The sequence below is a fragment of the Bradyrhizobium sp. WSM4872 genome, assembly GCF_055811715.1.
Genome location: NZ_JBVVPT010000013.1, coordinates 127934 through 145170 on the forward strand (window position 1 = coordinate 127934; position 17237 = coordinate 145170).

Here is a 17237-nt window from a genome sequence, read left to right on the forward strand (position 1 = left end):
CTCCAAGCGGCGAGCGGCGAACAGCATTCAGACCTCGTTCATCCCGGTTCCGCTTCCATGGAACCGTTCACGGAGAGGGACCTCACTTATGTACATTTCCAATGAAGGCCTGCTTGTCATCCTGTTCGTCGGCCTGGTGGCTGGTTGGTTGGCCGGCAAGGTGGTGCGCGGAACCGGGTTCGGCATCATCGGCGACATCGTGGTCGGCATCGCCGGCGCGCTGGTGGCAAGCTTCCTGTTTCCGAAGCTTGGCATTCACATCGGCACCGGACTGATCTCGGAGATCATATATTCCGCGATCGGCGCGGTCATCCTGCTGCTGGTGGTGCGGCTGGTCCGCGGCGGCGGCCGGTTCTAATGGCGCCCGAGTTCAATTGATCGAACTTTTGACCTCTCCCCGCCCGGGGAGAGGTGACATGTCTGCAAGAAAAAGCCGCAAGATCGTGGGATTCCGGACTTGCGTGCAAGGCCGGTCGCGGGTGATGTGGGCTATAGGGGTCCCGGGTGTTCGACTGCGTTGGGCGATGAGCGCAAACGCGATGTTAATCCGGGTCAATTACTCCTGAATTTGCCTTTGAAATCAGGGGCTTTGGCCCCTACCCGAAAGAGATCAGACTGATGGCAGCCGTTCCCGGCGTCCGCCGCTCAGAGCTCGGTGATGCGCTGCGCGCCTGTCGCACGGCGTTTGTCGGCGTCGGCTTGATGAGCTGCATGATCAACCTGCTCTATCTGACCGGGTCGATCTTCATGCTGGAGGTCTACGACCGGGTGCTGCCGAGCCGCAGCATTCCGACCCTGGTCGGCCTGATTGTCCTCGCCAGTTTCCTCTATATGGCGCAGGGCGTGCTGGACATGATCCGCAATCGGATCCTGGGCCGGGTCGGCACCGCGCTGGACGAAGCCCTGAACAAGCGGGTGTTCGACACCATCGTGCGCCTGCCGCTGCTGGTCGGCAGCCGCAACGAGGGGCTTCAGCCGCTGCGCGATCTCGACAATGTCCGCTCCTTTCTTGGCGGCATGGGCCCGAGCGCGTTCTTCGACCTGCCCTGGCTGCCGCTCTATCTCGCCATCTGCTTCGCCTTCCACGTCATGATTGGCGTCACCGCGCTGGTCGGCGCCGTCATCCTGGTCGGGCTGACGCTGGTCACCGAGTTCATGTCCCGCCAGCCGGCGAAAGAGGCGATGGGGCTTGCCGCCCAGCGCAACGATCTCGCCCAGGCCAGCCGCCGCAATGCCGAAGTCATGGTGTCGATGGGCATGGCCGGCCGGATGAACGCGCGCTGGAGCGAGGCCAACGAAAAATATCTCGACGGCAACCAGCGTGCGAGCGACGTCGCCGGCGGTCTCGGCGCGGTCGCAAAAGTTCTGCGCATGATGTTGCAATCGGCCGTGCTCGCGGTCGGCGCCTATCTGGTCATCCACCAGGAAGCGACCGCCGGCATCATCATCGCCGGCTCGATCCTCTCAGCCCGTGCGCTTGCGCCGGTCGACCTCGCGATCGCGCACTGGAAATCCTTTGTCGCGGCACGCCAGAGCTGGCACCGCCTGACCCGCCTTCTGGAGCAGATGCCGGCGCAGACGATGCCGACTCAGTTACAGGCGCCCACCAGCCGCCTCTCGGTCGAAGGCATCGCCATGGTGCCGCCGGGCGACCAGCGTCTCATCGTGCAGGACATCACCTTTGCGCTCGAAGCCGGCAACGGCCTCGGCGTGATCGGACCGAGCGGCTCCGGCAAGTCGTCGCTGATCCGCGCGCTGGTCGGCGTCTGGCAACCGGTCCGCGGAAAGGTACGGCTCGACGGTGCGGCGCTCGACCAGTGGTCGTCGGACGTGCTTGGCCGCCATATCGGCTATCTGCCGCAGGACGTCGAATTATTCGGCGGCACGATCGCGCAGAACATCAGCCGCTTCGATCCCGAGGCCAACTCTGACGGCATCATCGCTGCCGCCAAGGAAGCCGGCGTGCACGAGATGATCATCAAGATGCGCGAGGGCTACAACACCCAGGTCGGAGAGCAGGGCACGGCGCTCTCCGCGGGCCAGGCACAGCGCGTGGCGCTGGCGCGCGCGCTCTATGGCAACCCGTTCCTGATCGTGCTCGACGAGCCCAATTCCAATCTCGATACCGAAGGCGACGAAGCGCTGACCCGCGCCATCCGCGCGGCGCGCGAGCGCGGCGCCATCGTCATCGTGGTGGCGCACCGTCCGATCGGCGTGGAAGCGGTCGACCAGATCCTGGTGCTGCGCGACGGCCGCATGCAGGCCTTCGGGCCGAAGGAGCAGGTGCTCGCCCAGGTGCTTCAGCCGCGCGTGACGCCGCCGGCGCCGATCAAGATCGTTAGCGAAGGCGGAGCCAAGGCATGAGCACGATGGCGCTCGGCGGGGCGAAGCCCGCCGCGAAGCGGACCGTACGGCAGTCGATCCGGTTCCACCTGATGCTCGGGCTTGGGATCGTGCTGGTCCTCCTGGTCGGCCTCGGCGGCTGGGCTTCGACGGTGCAAATTTCCGGCGCGCTGATCGCGCCGGGTCAGATCGTGGTCGAATCCAACGTCAAGAAAGTGCAGCATCCGACCGGCGGCGTCGTCGGCGAGGTGCGTGCTCGCGACGGCGACGTGGTCAAGTCCGGCGACATCGTGGTGCGGCTCGACGACACCGTCACCAAGGCCAATCTCGCCATCGTCACCAAGAATCTCGACGCGGCGCAGGCGCGTGCGGCGCGGCTCCAGGCCGAGCAGCGCGGGATCGACAGGATCGACTACCCGCAAGCGCTGCTCGATCGCGGCAACGATCCCGACGTCAAGGCGCTGCTCTCCGCCGAAACCAAGCTGTTCGACGTCCGCGTCAACGGACGTGCCGGCCAGAAGGCGCAGCTGCGCGAGCGCATCCAGCAGCTCAACGAGGAGATCGAGGGCCTCTCCGCGCAGGAGCGGGCCAAGGACAGGGAAATCTCACTGGTGCAGCAGGAGCTCGTGGGTGTCCGCGATCTCTATGACAAGCACCTGGTGCAGATCTCGCGCCTGACCACGCTCGAACGCGATAGCGCCCGCCTCAACGGCGAGCGCGCGCAATACATCGCCTCGCGCGCGCAGGCCAAGGGCAAGATCACCGAGACCGAGCTCCAGATCATCCAGGTCGACAAGGACATGGTCAGCGAGGTCTCGAAGGACCTGCGCGAGACCAACGACAAGATCGGCGAAATGATCGAGCGCAAGGTCGCCGCCGAGGACCAGCTTCGCCGCGTCGACATCCGCGCGCCGCAGGACGGCATGGTGCTGCAATCGACGGTGCATACCGTTGGTGGTGTCATCACCGCCGGCGACGCCCTCATGCTGATCGTGCCGCAGGCCGACGATCTCCAGGTCGAAGCCAAGGTCAATCCGGTCGATATCGACAAGCTGCAGATCGGTCAGAAGACTCTGCTGCGCCTGTCCGCCTTCAACCAGCGCACTACGCCCGAGCTCAACGGCGTCGTCAGCCGCGTCTCGCCCGACGTCACCACCGATCAGCGCACCGGCCAGAGCTACTACACCATCCGCGTCTCGCTGTCCGCAGAGGAGGTCGCCAAGCTCGGTGATTCCAGGCTGATCCCCGGCATGCCCGCGGAAGCCTTCGTCCAGACCGGCGACCGCACCATGCTGTCCTATCTGATGAAGCCGCTGCACGACCAGTTCATGCGGGCGTTCAGGGAGAAGTGACGCGCGGAAGCGCATCCTCGCCTCCTTTCGTCATTGCGAGCGTATTGAAGCAATCCAGGTTGCCTCCGCGGCGGGATTTCTGGATTGCTTCGCTACGCTCGCAGTGACGGGCGGCTTCTTTTTTGCTTTAGTTTTCTTGCTATAGTTCGATTCAGCCCCAGCAACCCGGCGTCGAACAATGCAATCCATCCAATCCCCACCCTCCGTCGCGACCGAGTCCTTTTCCGAGGCTGGCCTCGCCGTCGCCCGCCTCGAAGAGATCTACGAGCGCAACACGAAGTTCCTGCGTGACCGGTTCGAAGCTTACGTCAACGGCGAGGCAATCACGACGCGGGTGCGGGCCTTCTATCCCTTCGTCCGTGTCACCACCGCGACGCATGCGCGGCTGGATTCGCGTCTCGCCTACGGCTTCGTCGCGCGGCCCGGGGTGCACGAGACCAGCGTCACGCGTCCCGATCTGTTCCGGACCTATCTCACCGAGCAGATCGGGCTGTTGATCCAGAACCACGGCGTCCCGGTCGAAATCGGCGAGTCCAGCGAACCGATCCCCGTTCACTTCGCCTACCGCCGCGACATCAACATCGAAGCCGCCATCACCACCAGCGAGAATTCGTCGGTGACGCGGTCGCTGCGCGATGCGTTCGACGTGCCGGATCTGGCCACCATGGACGATGCCATCGCCGATGGCACTTTCGAGCTTCAGCCCGGCGCGCCCGAGCCGCTGTCCCTGTTTCGGGCAGCCCGCGTCGATTACTCGCTGCGCCGGCTCTACCATTACACGGGCACGGACCCCGAATATTTCCAGAACTTCGTGATCTTCACCAACTACCAGTTCTACGTCGACGCCTTCGCGCAGCTCTGCCAGCAGCGGCTTCAGGCTGGCGAGGCCGGCCTCGACGCTTTCGTTGCTCCAGGCAACGTGATCACGCGCAGCGGCGGCGCGACGACAGGCGTTGCGCCCGCGCGGGCGCCGCAGATGCCGGCCTTTCATCTGGTCGCGCCCGGCTATCGCGGCATCACCCTGATCAACATCGGCACCGGTCCGTCGAACGCGCGCAACGTCACCGACCATGTCGCCGTGCTGCGGCCCCATGCCTGGCTGATGCTCGGCCATTGCGCGGGCCTGCGCAACACGCAGCGGCTCGGCGACTACGTGCTCGCGCATGGCTATGTGCGCGAGGACCATGTGCTCGATCGTGAGTTGCCGCTGTGGGTGCCGATCCCGGCGCTCGCGGAGATGCAGGTGGCGCTCGAGGAGGCCGTCGAGGACGTCACCGGGCTCGAAGGTTTCGAGCTCAAGCGCCTGATGCGTACCGGCACCGTCGCGAGCGTCGACAACCGCAATTGGGAGATCAGCGGGCCCGATGTCATTCGCCGCTTGTCGCAGTCGCGCGCGGTTGCGCTCGACATGGAATCGGCCGCGATTGCCGCCAACGGTTACCGCTTTCGCGTGCCCTACGGCACGCTGCTGTGCGTCTCCGACAAGCCGCTGCACGGCGAGATCAAGCTCGCGGGCATGGCCAGCGAATTCTACCGCCGCCGCGTCGGCCAGCATCTCGAGATCGGTTTGAAGGCGCTGGAACGGCTCAAGCAGCAGGAATCCGAGCGACTGCATTCGCGAAAGCTCCGCAGTTTCGCCGAAGTTGCGTTTCAGTAGGCGATGGATTGCCTTTGCTGCTGACAAGCAGCGGGATTTTCGGCATTTTCGGCGCGGGGGTCGACCGGGACGACTTGATGCCACTCATGCGCGACAGGATCATTGGCCATGATCTCGAACGGCTCGCCTTTCGCTTCACCATGCTGAACGACGGCGAGGTCGTGCAGTGCCAGATCAGCGACGCCGCGATGGACGAGCTTGCGGGCATGCAGGGCACCGAAAGCAGCGCCCGGCAGGCCCAGTTCCTGTCGCTGCGCGCGACCATCGAGCGGCTTGCGTCAGACCTCTACGACGAGGCGCCGCGGGTCAGGGGTCATGTGGTGCGGATCTTTACGCGACATTTACAGCCGTAGTTCCGCCTCCGGCCTCCGCAATCATGCTCCGGGGCAGTTCATCGGTTGGTCAAGATCTAGGGTGCGTACTTAGAAAATCTGGTGCTAAGAGTAGGCGCGCGTGATGTCCGCTTGTCCTCCAACAGCGGCGCGAAAGCGGACGTTGTCGGACTTCCAAGAAGGACCGCTTGCGGACATGCGACTCGTGCAGTTGGCTTTGTATAGACGCGACGAAGCCGGAGAAAAGGCGCTTCCACGTAAACGAAACTGATGATCCCGATCGGAATCATCAGGGTGAAGCAGGCGAATGACCACGCCAATGCGACGTAGAAGTTCGAAATGTCCATGACGTGGCGTTGAACGAACTCCGCTAGTTCGACCACGAAGAACGTATGCAGCAGGTAGATCGAATAGCTATATTCGCCAATCTTCGAGAACGCCCATGAAAGGCCAGCGTTCCTCAGCCTGAAACTGGTGTCATAGTAGGCGACAAGCGACGAGTAAGCGACGGCTTCGGCGGTCGGGAGGATTATCCATAGCGGATTGCGCTCTGTTCCGTAGTAGCCACCGGCAATGTCGAACATCCAGAACCCCACAGTGAACGCTGTGAGTATTCCAATGGCGGAAAGGTGTCTTCCGGTGAAAATGTGTCGATAGCTGAACGCGGTGATGCCCAAAGCGAACTGATCTATGCGGCCAATGATCGTGTAGTACGCGAAATATTCTACTTCGCCGACCAATAGGAAGATGATGGAGCGTAGGGCAATTGCTGCTCCCACGAAGATGAGTGGTGTCCACTTATGGCGCCTGCTCGCGTAGATCAGAAAGGGCAGCGCGATATAGAAATGCATTTCGATGGTGATGGACCACGCGCCATTCGGCCAAGCTGGGACCACGAATCCCTTCGCTAGATCTGCGAGGTATCCACCAAGCCTCTCGCCCTCCGCATGCCTGATGATCCCGATCAGGATGAGGACGAGGACCAGGAGCGGGGCGAGCCGGATCAAACGGTTCCAGAAAAATGCACGGTAGTTTATCGTTTTGCCGTCAAGCAACTTCGCGAACAGATATCCGCTGAGCGTCATGAAAAGCGCCACTCCGGTGTGACCTTCGTCAAACAGGGCCAGCGGAAACACAGCCGGGGCGCCCTCGAAGGTTTCAGGATAAGCACCAGCGGCATGCGTGAAGTGCCAAGCGAAAACCATGAGCACCGCGACTGCCCGAACGTGGTCAAGCCCGATAAAGTGCAAACCTGCTGATGACTTCAATTTTATCCTTCAAGTCTCGAAAGACTTAGACCGTGCGAGGGCCAAATCGCGCCTAGAGATAGATGAGCAAAGCAACCACTGGTTAAAACTCGGTTGCTCACGGAGAAGGAGTTGTTCAGTTTTCAGCAATCGGGCGGCTATGCGATTGCACGCGACTATGGGTAATCCACGATCGAAACGCCGAAAGAACCGCCGTCTCAAATCGTTCGAGCTGGCCTTTCAGCCGAAGAGCGTGTTTCTCGAGGAGGTGCCAGGAGGCGACAGCGACGCCAAAGGCAATCGGCAGGCTGATCAGGACGTTCAGATACCAGTACTGAAGCGACGGGCCCAGCGCTGCAACGCACTGCTGTATGACGAATCCATAGAGGTACATCCCGTAGGAATAGTCGCCGGACGACACGATCCAGATTCGCCGCGGGTTCGTGAGGCCCAGATAACACGCGATATAGGCGGCCGGCACGGCAAAAATCGCGTCGCTGCGTCCGCCGGCCATGCCGATCATGCAAAGTACAAGCGCGAACAGGCCCGTCGCCCGGTTGAACGGTACCTTGTCGCGCCAGAGGTAGAAGCCGACGCCTAGGAGGAAGCAGAACACCAGAATGTGCGGGCGAAGGTGAATGAACAGTTCGTCTGAATGGTAGATATCGTACCAGACGAGGCCGATCTGGGCGAACACCAGGAACCCAAGGTATAGTGCCCTGTTGAAGCAAATCGTGGCCGCGGCAAGAAGCGCCAGGATAGCGTAACACCACAGCTCATACGGCACCGTCCAGAGCTGAGCATTCACCAGATCAGGCACCGGATTGTAAAGAAATACACCCGGGAGTTCGAAGTGGACGTCGCCGAGCATGTTGAGAAAATAGACATGGAATCTCGGGTCCGCGAAGTACTCGGTCAAAGGCATCGCGGTGAAGATCGGGCCGATGATGATGGCTGAAAGCGTCGTCTCAACCACGAGAGCGGGCGCGATGCGAAGCACGCGCAGGCCGATAAACGAAATCAGGCTCTTGCACCTCAACAAGCTGCCCGTCACCAAGAACCCGCTCAAGGCGAAGAAGAGCGCAAGAATCGTTGCGTTCACCATGCGAAAATGGCCTGCTAGCTCCATTGCCCGATCGAGCCCAAGTGTGACGTTCGCGCTGTGCAGGCAGATGATCGCGGCCGCCAGCGCAATCCGCATGTAATCGAAACCTGCAGGCCGATTGCGCGAAAGAGCCAGCTGATCAGCAAGACTGAACATGGTTGTGGTCTTAGCGGGAGGCCACAAAGCCGCACGCCGAAGCGGCGATCAACCAGCAGCACTTCTCGATCCGCCGACGCGTGGCGGGCTCCCAGCGCACTTGAACCCGCGATCCGCATGCCTTTCGACGTTCCAATGCGGGGGAGCGCCCCCATGCGGAGTAGGTCAGTCCGCTGAACATTCCAGATTCCCAATTGCGACAGCAGACGTGAAACTTCGCGCTGCTTCTTGGGGTTCTAGCACGCGCATCGTGAGGTTGTATTTACAATGAGTACTATCGTTTGTGTTGGTGAAGAATTTGTTCCTAAAGTTGACGGCGGCCCTCCAAATATGGAACCGACGGGCGCCCAGTTAAGCCGGAAAGAGAAGCTCCGGATTGAAGACCCAGAAGATGCCATTCAGGACACGACGGTCATTCAACCGTGGCACGCCGCGCGAGTCATCCGGCAGCATCGGCTTAATGGCAAACCTCGTGCTTGATCTTTGGCGCGGCGAACGTGGATTTCGCTTTCCGAGGTTTGCCTGGCTCGGCTTTATCGTGTCGACCGCGGGACTGTTCTCGTACCTGGTCTTCGCAGGGCCCGGTTTGAACATCTCGCCCCTGTACCTGCTCGCCACGGGTCTCGTCACAGCTGCGGCGCTGCTGCTCCTGAAAGAGTCGCGTTGCGACTTGGCCGGCCCGGAGCAGTTGCCTCAATCCTGAGCGCCCTGCCTGATCCGGCCATCAGCTGTCGAACATGATCACGCTGCGCAGCGTCTTGCCGGCCTTCATGTTGGCAAACCCTTCGTTGATCTCGGAGAGCTTGAGCTTGGCCGAGATCCAGTCCTCCAGGTGCAGCCGGCCGCGCAGGTAAAAATCCACCAGCCGCGGCATGTCGACGCGAAAATGGTTCGAGCCCATCGAGGAGCCCTGGATCCTGCGCTCGCGCAGGAAATCGAAGCCATGAAGCTCGATCTTCTGGCCGAACGGAATCATGCCGACGATGGTGGCCGTGCCGCCCGAAGCGAGCATGCCGAAGGCCTGCTCGGCGGTCTCCTTGCGGCCGAGCACCTCGAAGGAATGATGCACGCCGCCATTGGTGAGATCGCGCACCTGCTTCACGACGTCGCCGTCTGCCGGGTTGATGATGTCGGTGGCGCCAAGCTTGGTCGCAAGCTGGAGCTTGGCCGGATTGGTGTCGATGGCGATGATGCGGCCGGCGCCCGCGATCTGCGCGCCGTTGATCGCAGCCATGCCGACACCGCCGCAGCCGATCACGGCCACGGTCTCGCCGGCCGTCACCTTCGCCGTGTTCACGACCGCGCCGTAGCCGGTAATGACGCCGCAGCCGATCAGCGCCGCAAGATCGAGCGGCATCTCCTTGCGGATTTTGACGATGGCATTTTCGTGCACGAGCATCTGCTCGGCGAAGGACGACAGGTTGAGGAACTGATGCAGCTTCTCGGAGCGGGCCCATTGCATCCGGTTGGACGCCCCAGGCAGCAATTTCACCGTGGTGTCGGTGCAGAGCACAGTGCGGCCCGTGGTGCAATTGTCGCAGGTGCCGCAGAACACCGAAAGACAGGTGACGACATGATCACCGGGCTTCACATAAGTCACGTCGGAGCCGACCTGCTCGACGACACCGGCGGACTCGTGCCCGAGCACCGCGGGCAGCGGATGCGGATACAGGCCTTCCATGAAGTGCAGATCGGAGTGGCAGAGACCTGCGACCGAGGTCCGGATCAGGACCTCGCGCGGGCCGGGCTTCGGCAGGCTGACATCCTCGATGATCAGAGGCTTGTTGACTTCATGGAGGACGGCGGCCTTCATCGAGCACTCCCTATCGCCTTTTTTGCTTTGAACGTGGGTGCAGCCTACGCCGCCAGGACCAGTTCGCCAACCTCGCTCATATCAGCTGCGCGGTCGCCGAGCAGCAGCGTGGCGATCTTCTGCTGCGCGGCATTTTCCGTCAGCCGGAACGGATCGCTCGGCGACACCCGGTGGTCGACCACCAGCCGCGACAACAACAGCCTTCGCGCATCGCCACGCATGTCGTGAATACGATGCGCCTCCCAGGCGAGCGCGACGGCGCTGGCGACATGGTAGAGCAGGCTGGTGGCGCGGCGCGCATCGGCTTCGTTTTCGGATTTGGCCGCGACCTCGCGCGCAAAACCGACCGCGCGATCGGTGAGGCCGCGGAGCCGGTCGCGCCAGGCCTGCGGCACCGAGGGGCTGTCATCGAGGCGGGCGTGCAGATCGGCGGCGAGCGCGGATTCGGCGCCGTGGCGGCCGACCGCGCGCCTCAGCGCATCAATCGCGACGATGTTGCCGGTGCCTTCCCAGACCGAACCGAGATGCGCGTCGCGGAGCAGGCGGGCGGTCGCGAACTCCTCGATATAGCCGATGCCGCCGCGCATCTCGAGCGCATCGCCACAGACCTTTCGTGCATCGCGGGTGGCGCGGAATTTCAAGGTCGGCGTCAGGATGCGCAGCAGTGCGGCTGCATCCTGGCTGCCGGCCTCGGCGCGGTCGAGCGCGTCCGCAGTGAGAAAGCTCATCGACAACGCTTGCTCGACCGGCAGCGTGATTTTCAGCATCTGGCGCCGGCCCAGCGGCAGGTCGATGATGCGGTTGCCGAACACCACGCGATTTTTTGCCACCGTCATCGCGTCATGGTAGGCGCGGCGCATCAGTGCGGTGGACTTCACGCCATTTGAAAGCCGCGACGAGTTCACCATCTCGGCCATCTGCACGAAGCCGCGGTCGAGCTTCCCGACCGCGTAGGCGATCGCGCCTTCGAGCTTGATTTCGCCCGAGGCCATCGAGCGCGTGCCGAGCTTGTCCTTCAGACGCACGATCCGGTAGTGGTTCTGCGAACCGTCGTCGAGGAAGCGCGGCATCAGGAACAGGCCGACGCCGCGCGTGCCGGGGCCGGCGCCTTCGGGGCGCGCCAGCAGCATCACGATCTTTGCGTCGGCGTTCGAGCAGAACCATTTTTCGCCGGTGAGGCGCCAATGGTCGCCTTCCTGCACCGCCGTCGTGGTCAGCGTGCCGACGTCGGAGCCGCCTTCCTTCTCGGTCATGAACTGGCCGCCCTGGGTCAGCTTGCTCATGTCGGTCTGGGTCAGGCCGTCGAGATATTTCGCCTTCAGCGCGTCGCTGCCGAAATTCGCGAGCAGCTTGGCGCAGCCGTCGGTGACGTTGATCGGGCAGCCCATGCCGAATTCGGTCTGGTTGAACAGGAACGTGAAGGCGTGCTTGGCGACGACGGGATATTTGTCCGGCCAGCCCATGATGCCCTTGCGGATCGAGAGCGCGTGGATGCCGAACTCGCCGAAGGCTGCCTTCTCCAGCTCGCGATAGGCCGGGTGGTATTCGATCCACTGCACGTCGCGGCCGAACTTGTCGCGATGGTGCAGCACCGGCGTGTGCCGGTCGGCGAGCCGCGCGCAATCGTCGAGATGTCCGCCGGCGAGTTCGCCCAGCCGATCGAGATGTGGCTCGATATGGCGGAATAGCGTCTCCGGCAGATGGATGCGCAGGAGATCGGTGAGTGCCTGATCGGCGCGGTAGAAATTCATGCCGGTGGTGTCGGGCGCCAGCAGTCCGGATGGTGCGGCCGCGACCTGTTTTGGCTGCGCGGGGGCCGGCTGTCGCATGATCGTCCTCTTCGTTTCCGCCTTGCGGCCATTTTGCGCTGATTTGGCGCTTGCCGCTTGAGATGATGTCGATCATGCTCCAGTCGCGAAAGCGGATAAAGCCGCAAATTGTCAGGGAGGCATGATCGCCGCGTGGGAGCAATTCGCCCTGCGGAATTGTGATCGCCCGGCTGGTTGTCCGCGCGGACCGTGCATGGATCAGCGGCTTCCCGTCTTCGAGAGATCACGTCATGGAACACCCGAAATACAAGATCGCCCTCATCGTCGGTGCGGGCGAAGGCCTGAGCGCCTCGCTGGCGCGGCTATTGTCCGCCCAGGGCATCCGCGTTGCGCTGGCCGCGCGAAAAATCGAGAAGCTCGGCGCGCTCTGCAGCGAGACCGGCGCCAAGGCCTATGCCTGCAACGCCATCGAGCCTGATGAGGTCGAGCGCCTGTTCGGCCTCGTCGAACGCGAGATCGGCACGCCCGATTTGGTCGTCTACAACGCCAGCGGCAGGGCGCGCGGGCCGTTCGTCGATCTCGTTCCGGCCGACGTGGCGAACGCCATTGCGGTCAGTGCCTATGGCGCCTTCCTGGTGGCGCAGCAGGCGGCCAGGCGCATGCTGCCGAACCAACACGGCGCGATCCTGTTCACCGGCGCCTCGGCCAGCGTCAAGGGCTACGCGCAATCCGCGCCGTTCGCGATGGGCAAGTTCGCACTGCGCGGGCTCGCGCAGAGCATGGCGCGCGAATTGTCGCCGCAAGGCATCCATGTCGCGCATTTCGTGATCGATGGCGGCATCAGGAGTGCAGCGCGCACGGAAGCGCCGGACAAGCCGGATTCGATGCTCGATCCCGATGCGATTGCGGAGAGCTACTGGAACGTGTTGCAGCAGCCGCGCAGCGCCTGGAGCTGGGAGCTGGAGCTGCGGCCGTGGGTGGAGAAGTTTTGAAGGCAAGCTGCCGTAGGATGGGCAAAGGCGCATAGCGCCGTGCCCACCATCAACGACGAAACAGCAATGGTGGGCACACTTCGCTTTGCCCACCCGACAAGGGCGGGAATCATGACCACGGAAATCACCATCGATACCGGCACCAGTGAACTCCTCTGCGTGATCCGCGATCGCGTCGCATTGATCACGCTGAACCGGCCCGAGGCGCGCAACTCGCTGTCGGACGCGCTGACCCCGGCGCTGCGCACCATGATCCGCTCCTGCGGCGAGAACCCCGATGTCGGCGCGCTGCTGATCACCGGCGCGGGCGAAGCGTTCTGCGCGGGCGGCAACGTCAAGGGCATGGGTGCGCATCGCGACCCCAAGAAGCTGGAGATGTCGCAGGAAGATCGCATCGCCGATCTCCAGGAGCGGCAACGCCTGCTCACCGGCGCACTGGTCTCGGTGCGCAAGCCGACCATCGCGGCATTGCCGGGGCCGGCGGTCGGCGCGGGGCTCGCCATCGCCATGGCCTGCGACATCCGCATTGCCGCGCAATCGGCCTTCGTGGCCACCGGCTATGCGCGCATCGCGCTCAGCGGCGATTATGGCATCGCGTGGCTGTTGACGCGCCTCGTCGGTACCGCGCGGGCGCGCGAGCTGCTGTTCACCGGCGATCGGGTCGATGCTTCCAGGTGCGAGGCCATCGGCCTCGTCAACCGCGTGGTGGCCGACGACAAATTGCAGGCGGAGGCCTTCGCACTGGCTAAATCCCTCGCTGGAGGTCCGCGCCTCGCGCTGCGCTACATGAAGGACAATCTCGACGAGGCCCTGCTGTTCGACTTCGAGACCGCGCGCGATCACGAAGCCGAGCGGCTGGTCCGCCTGACCACGACCGCCGATCACAAGGAAGCGGTGCAAGCCTTCATCGAGAAACGCAAGGCGGTGTTCACGGGGAAGTAGCGGCGAAAAAAAGCCCGGCTCCGTTTGACCAGAGCCGGGCTCGAGTGGTGTCAGGCCGAGGCTGAGGGGCTATCGGCCTGACGGGAAAGAGCGACGAGGCGCCAGCTCGCGCAGGGAATGTCCTTCGGCGCGACGGAAATCTCCTTGTCGAAGCGCACCAGCTTCCAGTCGTCCGGATGATTGACGAAGGCGAAGCTCGATTTGCGCGCGAGCGAGATCATGGCCGCGTTGGAGCGCAGCGTGTCGCCGAACATGTGGTCGGCGCCAAGCGCGGCCGCGCGGCATTCGAGATTCTTCATCAGCGCGGTGGCGATGCCCTGGCCCTGCCGGCGGTCCGCAACCGACAGGCCGAATTCAAGCGTCGCGGTTTCGGCATGCAGTGCGTAGCGCGCTTCGGCGACGATGGTCTCGAAGCCGTCGACCATCATGGTCGCCACCACGGTAAAACGTTCGCGCTCGCCGACCTGAAGGAATTCCTGCAGGAGGCCCTGCGGCAGTTCGCTCATCGCACCGAAGAAGCGGTTGTAGCGGGAGCGCGTCGGGAGCGAGCGAAAATAATACTGGAGCTCCTCGGTGTCGCGCGGCTCGACGAAACGAACGCGCAGCGCCTCGCCGTGCCGCGTGCGCAACGTGTCCGAATATTGCTTCAGATCTTCCAGGCGAAGGGTGCTCATGGCACGCGCCCCAAGGGGACCAAAGGGAAAGGAGACCGCCGGCGCCCCACAGTCAGGCGGCGCCGGCCTGGCGGCCAATCAGGCCCGCCAAAAGGGTTTGTCGGCCTCGTAGGCCACATCGCTCCAGGACAGCCCGACGTCCTGAAGGTCACGCGCGGACCAGTTAGTAAGCTCCCGGCGGGTCCGGTAGCGCTCGTGCCAGACGTGAAGGGTCTCGCCGATCTGGTGGATCAGGCCGGGTGCATGATGATTTGTCATCGAATTCTGGGTCAGAGTAGACATTTTCAGCTCCTTGAGCTAACTTGACCGCTAATATCTGCCTGCTGATGCACTGCGACAAACGACAATTTGTACTCTTTCGCATGAAATAACGTCATGTATCCTGCTGCCAGATGACTGCCAGATTGCCCTCCCTGAACGGATTGCGGGCCTTTGAGGCCGCCGCGCGGCATCTCAGCTTCACGCTGGCCGCGTCCGAGCTGAACGTGACCCAGACCGCGATCAGCCATCAGATCCGCAGGCTTGAGGAGGAGCTCGGCATCCGGCTATTCGTCCGGCAGAACCGCGCGCTGACGCTGACGCCGGAGGCGCGCGACTATTTGCCGGGCGTCCGCGCCGCCTTCAACGACCTTCGCCTCGCCACCGACCGGCTGCTGCGCAAGGACGACGACAAGGTTCTGACGGTCTCGACGCTGGCATCGCTTGCCGCAAAATGGCTGCTGCCGCGGCTGACCGATTTCCAGGAGCACCATCCCGGCATCGACGTCCGCATCACCACCTCGACCGGCCTCGTCGACTTCCAGCGCGACAATGTCGATGCCGCGATCCGCTACGGCCGCGGCCAGTGGGCGGGTCTGCGCGCCGACTGGCTGATGGCAGACGAGCTGTTTCCGGTGTGCAGCCCGTCTCTCTTGCGTGGCGACAAGCCATTGCGCTGTCCTGAAGATCTCAAGAGCCACATGCTGCTGCACACCTCCAACGCCAACAGCGACGACTGGCGGCTGTGGTTGACGGCGGCGGGTCAGCCGGCCGACATCGCCAGGCAGCCCGGCATCACCTTCGACATGATCTTCATGACCATCCAGGCCGCGATCGACGGCATCGGCGTGGCGATGGGGCGGACCTCCTACGTTCAGGACGACATCGCCAAGGGGCGACTCGTGGTCCCTTTCAAGATCGCGCTGCCGGCCGATGCCGGCTTCTATCTGGTCGCGCCGGAGGGTCGCCGCGAAGCGCCGAAGCTCGCCGCATTCCGCGATTGGATGATCGCTGCAACGCAGAACAAAGCCTGAGATCGCCGGCGCGTGCCCGCGCCACCTGCTTCTCGCTACAGCTCCACCACGACGTAGTGGCTCTCGACCGTCACGGGTATCGTCTCGGCGATATACGGCCCCTTCACCACGCTTGCACCCGGCTCGACATGGGCCGGGTAGGCCTTCACGCGGAAGCGGCGGGGGTCGCAGTAGGACTGGCCGGTTCGGATGTCGAACTCCCAGCCATGCCAGGGACAGCGAATGATCTCGCCGAGCTTGGTGTATTCGATCTCGCCCGGGTCCTTCGATTGCGCGAGCCCGATCAAGGGTCCTTCGCACAGCGCCGCGCCCTGATGCGGGCAGCGGTTCATCAGGCCGAAATATTCACCCTTGATGTTGAAGACCGCGATCGGCCGTCCGTCGATCTCCAGAAATTTTCGCGTGCCGGGCGGAAACTCATCGACCGCGGCAATCACATGCCGCGCCATCAAGCGATCCCGTAGAGCTTCTTCGCATTGCCGAGATAGAAGGCCTCGCGGTGATCCTCGCTGACGCCCGGGGGCAGCACGCGCGACGGCTCGTCATAATCCCAGTGCGGGTAGTCGGTCGCGAACAGCAACCGGTCCCAGCCGATCCACTTGATGACGTCGAACAGATCCTCGCGCCGCTCCGGATCCTCCATCGGCTGCGTCGTCCACCACACCTGCTCGCGGATATATTCCGACGGCGGTCGTTTGACATGCGGCACCTCGCTGCGCAGCCGCTGCCAGACCTTGTCGAGCCGCCACGCCAGCGACGGTGCCCAGCCGAAGCCGGCCTCGATCATCACCAGCTTCAATTTCGGGAAGCGCTCGAATACGCCTTCCAGCACGAGACTCGCGAGCGCCGATTGCTGGCACTGCGAGTGGCCGACCATCTCCTCGATGTAATAGGAAGGCCAGCCCGACGGCGTGATCGGGTTGCCGCCGAAGCCGAAGGCGTGGACGCCGACGGGAAGGCCGGCCTCTTCCGCGGCCTGGTAGATCGGCCAGTAGCGGCGCTGGCCGAGCGGCTCGACATTGCGGCTGAGCAGCAGCACCTGCACGAAATTCTTGTCGCCGGCGCGCTCGCGGATTTCGGCGGCGGCCGACAGCCCGTCCTCATTGCCGACGACGATGGACGCCTTCAGCCGCTTGTCCTTGCTGGTCCATTTGTCGATCTGCCAGTCGTTGATCGCCGAGCACAAGGCCGCCGAGAGCTCGTGATTGCGGATGCCTTGCCCGGTGTTGAGGGGATTGAGCACGCCGAGCTGCACGTTGTGGGGGTCGAGCAGCTGCTTCTGCATGAAGGACAGCGAGGAGCCTTGCGGCCCGCCTTCCGGCGGATAGGCGTCGCGGCGCGAGGCGTTGGGCTGGGCCTTCGGATAGGGCGGACCTTCCATCATGCCCTGATAGGCATGGACGCCGTAGACTTCGAGATGATGCTGCCAGCGTTTGGCCAGGTAAGGATAGAGCTCGGCGCGGGTCGCGCGTGCCGGATGGATGTCGCAGTCCGCGATCGCGGTTTTGACGGTCAGTGGGGAAGCGGCTTCGGAGCTTTCGCGGAACTGAATATTCATCGCCT

At 63.4% G+C, this 17237-nt stretch carries 17 protein-coding genes; 9 read left to right on the forward strand and 8 right to left on the reverse strand.

What is annotated here, in order from left to right:
* Nucleotides 1-88: 88 nt before the first annotated feature.
* The 5 genes from AC0L3C_RS19435 (at nt 89) to AC0L3C_RS19455 (ending at nt 5705) form a co-directional block, all read left to right on the forward strand.
* Entirely contained in the window at nt 89-358 is a 270-nt protein-coding gene (locus AC0L3C_RS19435) for a GlsB/YeaQ/YmgE family stress response membrane protein (RefSeq protein WP_007605178.1), read from the forward strand.
* A 260-nt stretch (nt 359-618) separates the two neighbouring features.
* Nucleotides 619-2364, forward strand: coding sequence for a type I secretion system permease/ATPase (locus AC0L3C_RS19440; protein ID WP_473408718.1), 1746 nt, complete (start codon nt 619-621; stop codon nt 2362-2364).
* The gene (locus AC0L3C_RS19445) at nt 2361-3695 is read left to right on the forward strand and encodes an HlyD family type I secretion periplasmic adaptor subunit (protein ID WP_473408719.1); all 1335 of its coding nucleotides are present in this window, start codon (nt 2361-2363) and stop codon (nt 3693-3695) included. Before AC0L3C_RS19440 ends, AC0L3C_RS19445 begins: the two co-directional genes overlap by 4 nt.
* A gap of 178 nt (nt 3696-3873) precedes the next feature.
* Nucleotides 3874-5352 (forward strand): AMP nucleosidase, encoded by a 1479-nt coding sequence (locus AC0L3C_RS19450; RefSeq protein WP_473260935.1) that lies wholly within the window; start codon nt 3874-3876, stop codon nt 5350-5352.
* A gap of 77 nt (nt 5353-5429) precedes the next feature.
* Nucleotides 5430-5705, forward strand: a complete 276-nt coding sequence (locus tag AC0L3C_RS19455; protein WP_473408720.1) for a DUF1488 family protein — start codon at nt 5430-5432, stop codon at nt 5703-5705.
* 56 nt (nt 5706-5761) lie between these two features.
* Here AC0L3C_RS19455 and AC0L3C_RS19460 read toward each other — a convergent pair whose 3' ends face one another.
* Both AC0L3C_RS19460 and AC0L3C_RS19465 read right to left on the reverse strand, forming a co-directional pair.
* The gene (locus AC0L3C_RS19460) at nt 5762-6952 is read right to left on the reverse strand and encodes an acyltransferase family protein (protein ID WP_473408721.1); all 1191 of its coding nucleotides are present in this window, start codon (nt 6950-6952) and stop codon (nt 5762-5764) included.
* 115 nt (nt 6953-7067) lie between these two features.
* Entirely contained in the window at nt 7068-8192 is a 1125-nt protein-coding gene (locus AC0L3C_RS19465) for an acyltransferase family protein (RefSeq protein ID WP_473408722.1), read from the reverse strand.
* 376 nt (nt 8193-8568) lie between these two features.
* Here AC0L3C_RS19465 and AC0L3C_RS19470 point away from each other — a divergent pair, with 376 nt between their 5' ends.
* Nucleotides 8569-8895, forward strand: a complete 327-nt coding sequence (locus AC0L3C_RS19470; protein WP_473408747.1) for a hypothetical protein — start codon at nt 8569-8571, stop codon at nt 8893-8895.
* A gap of 21 nt (nt 8896-8916) precedes the next feature.
* Here AC0L3C_RS19470 and AC0L3C_RS19475 read toward each other — a convergent pair whose 3' ends face one another.
* Both AC0L3C_RS19475 and AC0L3C_RS19480 read right to left on the reverse strand, forming a co-directional pair.
* Nucleotides 8917-10005 (reverse strand): Zn-dependent alcohol dehydrogenase, encoded by a 1089-nt coding sequence (locus tag AC0L3C_RS19475; protein ID WP_473408723.1) that lies wholly within the window; start codon nt 10003-10005, stop codon nt 8917-8919.
* Between the two features lie 44 nt (nt 10006-10049).
* Nucleotides 10050-11834 (reverse strand): acyl-CoA dehydrogenase family protein, encoded by a 1785-nt coding sequence (locus AC0L3C_RS19480; protein ID WP_473408724.1) that lies wholly within the window; start codon nt 11832-11834, stop codon nt 10050-10052.
* A gap of 230 nt (nt 11835-12064) precedes the next feature.
* On the opposite strand from AC0L3C_RS19480, the gene AC0L3C_RS19485 reads away from it, so the two are divergent.
* Together AC0L3C_RS19485 and AC0L3C_RS19490 are read left to right on the forward strand one after the other, a co-directional pair.
* Nucleotides 12065-12766 carry an SDR family NAD(P)-dependent oxidoreductase gene (locus AC0L3C_RS19485; protein WP_473279457.1) on the forward strand — a complete coding sequence of 234 codons (702 nt, stop codon included), beginning with the start codon at nt 12065-12067 and terminating at the stop codon, nt 12764-12766.
* 111 nt (nt 12767-12877) lie between these two features.
* Nucleotides 12878-13708 (forward strand): enoyl-CoA hydratase, encoded by an 831-nt coding sequence (locus AC0L3C_RS19490; protein WP_473408725.1) that lies wholly within the window; start codon nt 12878-12880, stop codon nt 13706-13708.
* A 50-nt stretch (nt 13709-13758) separates the two neighbouring features.
* Here the strand turns inward: AC0L3C_RS19490 and AC0L3C_RS19495 are convergent, their stop codons facing one another.
* On the reverse strand, nt 13759-14382 hold the full coding sequence (locus tag AC0L3C_RS19495; RefSeq protein ID WP_473279455.1) for a GNAT family N-acetyltransferase: 624 nt from the start codon (nt 14380-14382) through the stop codon (nt 13759-13761).
* A 78-nt stretch (nt 14383-14460) separates the two neighbouring features.
* A complete protein-coding gene (locus AC0L3C_RS19500) occupies nt 14461-14664 on the reverse strand; it encodes a DUF1127 domain-containing protein (protein ID WP_007599575.1) in 204 nt (67 codons plus the stop codon).
* Nucleotides 14665-14774: 110 nt separating this feature from the next.
* Between AC0L3C_RS19500 and AC0L3C_RS19505 the strand changes: the two genes are divergently transcribed.
* On the forward strand, nt 14775-15674 hold the full coding sequence (locus tag AC0L3C_RS19505; RefSeq protein ID WP_473408726.1) for a transcriptional regulator GcvA: 900 nt from the start codon (nt 14775-14777) through the stop codon (nt 15672-15674).
* A 35-nt stretch (nt 15675-15709) separates the two neighbouring features.
* Here AC0L3C_RS19505 and AC0L3C_RS19510 read toward each other — a convergent pair whose 3' ends face one another.
* Both AC0L3C_RS19510 and AC0L3C_RS19515 read right to left on the reverse strand, forming a co-directional pair.
* Nucleotides 15710-16123, reverse strand: a complete 414-nt coding sequence (locus tag AC0L3C_RS19510) for a Rieske (2Fe-2S) protein (RefSeq protein ID WP_473408727.1) — start codon at nt 16121-16123, stop codon at nt 15710-15712.
* Nucleotides 16123-17232, reverse strand: coding sequence for an amidohydrolase family protein (locus AC0L3C_RS19515; protein WP_473408728.1), 1110 nt, complete (start codon nt 17230-17232; stop codon nt 16123-16125). Before AC0L3C_RS19515 ends, AC0L3C_RS19510 begins: the two co-directional genes overlap by 1 nt.
* Between the last annotated feature and the right edge of the window lie 5 nt (nt 17233-17237).

Coding starts and splice junctions, on each gene's coding strand:
- AC0L3C_RS19510 (WP_473408727.1), bottom strand. CDS start 16,123: ATGGCGCGGCATGTGATTGCCGCGGTCGATGAGTTTCCGCCCGGCACG.
- AC0L3C_RS19455 (WP_473408720.1), top strand. CDS start 5,430: ATGCCACTCATGCGCGACAGGATCATTGGCCATGATCTCGAACGGCTC.
- AC0L3C_RS19480 (WP_473408724.1), bottom strand. CDS start 11,834: ATGCGACAGCCGGCCCCCGCGCAGCCAAAACAGGTCGCGGCCGCACCA.
- AC0L3C_RS19515 (WP_473408728.1), bottom strand. CDS start 17,232: ATGAATATTCAGTTCCGCGAAAGCTCCGAAGCCGCTTCCCCACTGACC.
- AC0L3C_RS19435 (WP_007605178.1), top strand. CDS start 89: ATGTACATTTCCAATGAAGGCCTGCTTGTCATCCTGTTCGTCGGCCTG.
- AC0L3C_RS19445 (WP_473408719.1), top strand. CDS start 2,361: ATGAGCACGATGGCGCTCGGCGGGGCGAAGCCCGCCGCGAAGCGGACC.
- AC0L3C_RS19495 (WP_473279455.1), bottom strand. CDS start 14,382: ATGAGCACCCTTCGCCTGGAAGATCTGAAGCAATATTCGGACACGTTG.
- AC0L3C_RS19500 (WP_007599575.1), bottom strand. CDS start 14,664: ATGTCTACTCTGACCCAGAATTCGATGACAAATCATCATGCACCCGGC.
- AC0L3C_RS19465 (WP_473408722.1), bottom strand. CDS start 8,192: ATGTTCAGTCTTGCTGATCAGCTGGCTCTTTCGCGCAATCGGCCTGCA.
- AC0L3C_RS19450 (WP_473260935.1), top strand. CDS start 3,874: ATGCAATCCATCCAATCCCCACCCTCCGTCGCGACCGAGTCCTTTTCC.
- AC0L3C_RS19475 (WP_473408723.1), bottom strand. CDS start 10,005: ATGAAGGCCGCCGTCCTCCATGAAGTCAACAAGCCTCTGATCATCGAG.
- AC0L3C_RS19440 (WP_473408718.1), top strand. CDS start 619: ATGGCAGCCGTTCCCGGCGTCCGCCGCTCAGAGCTCGGTGATGCGCTG.
- AC0L3C_RS19485 (WP_473279457.1), top strand. CDS start 12,065: ATGGAACACCCGAAATACAAGATCGCCCTCATCGTCGGTGCGGGCGAA.
- AC0L3C_RS19505 (WP_473408726.1), top strand. CDS start 14,775: ATGACTGCCAGATTGCCCTCCCTGAACGGATTGCGGGCCTTTGAGGCC.
- AC0L3C_RS19490 (WP_473408725.1), top strand. CDS start 12,878: ATGACCACGGAAATCACCATCGATACCGGCACCAGTGAACTCCTCTGC.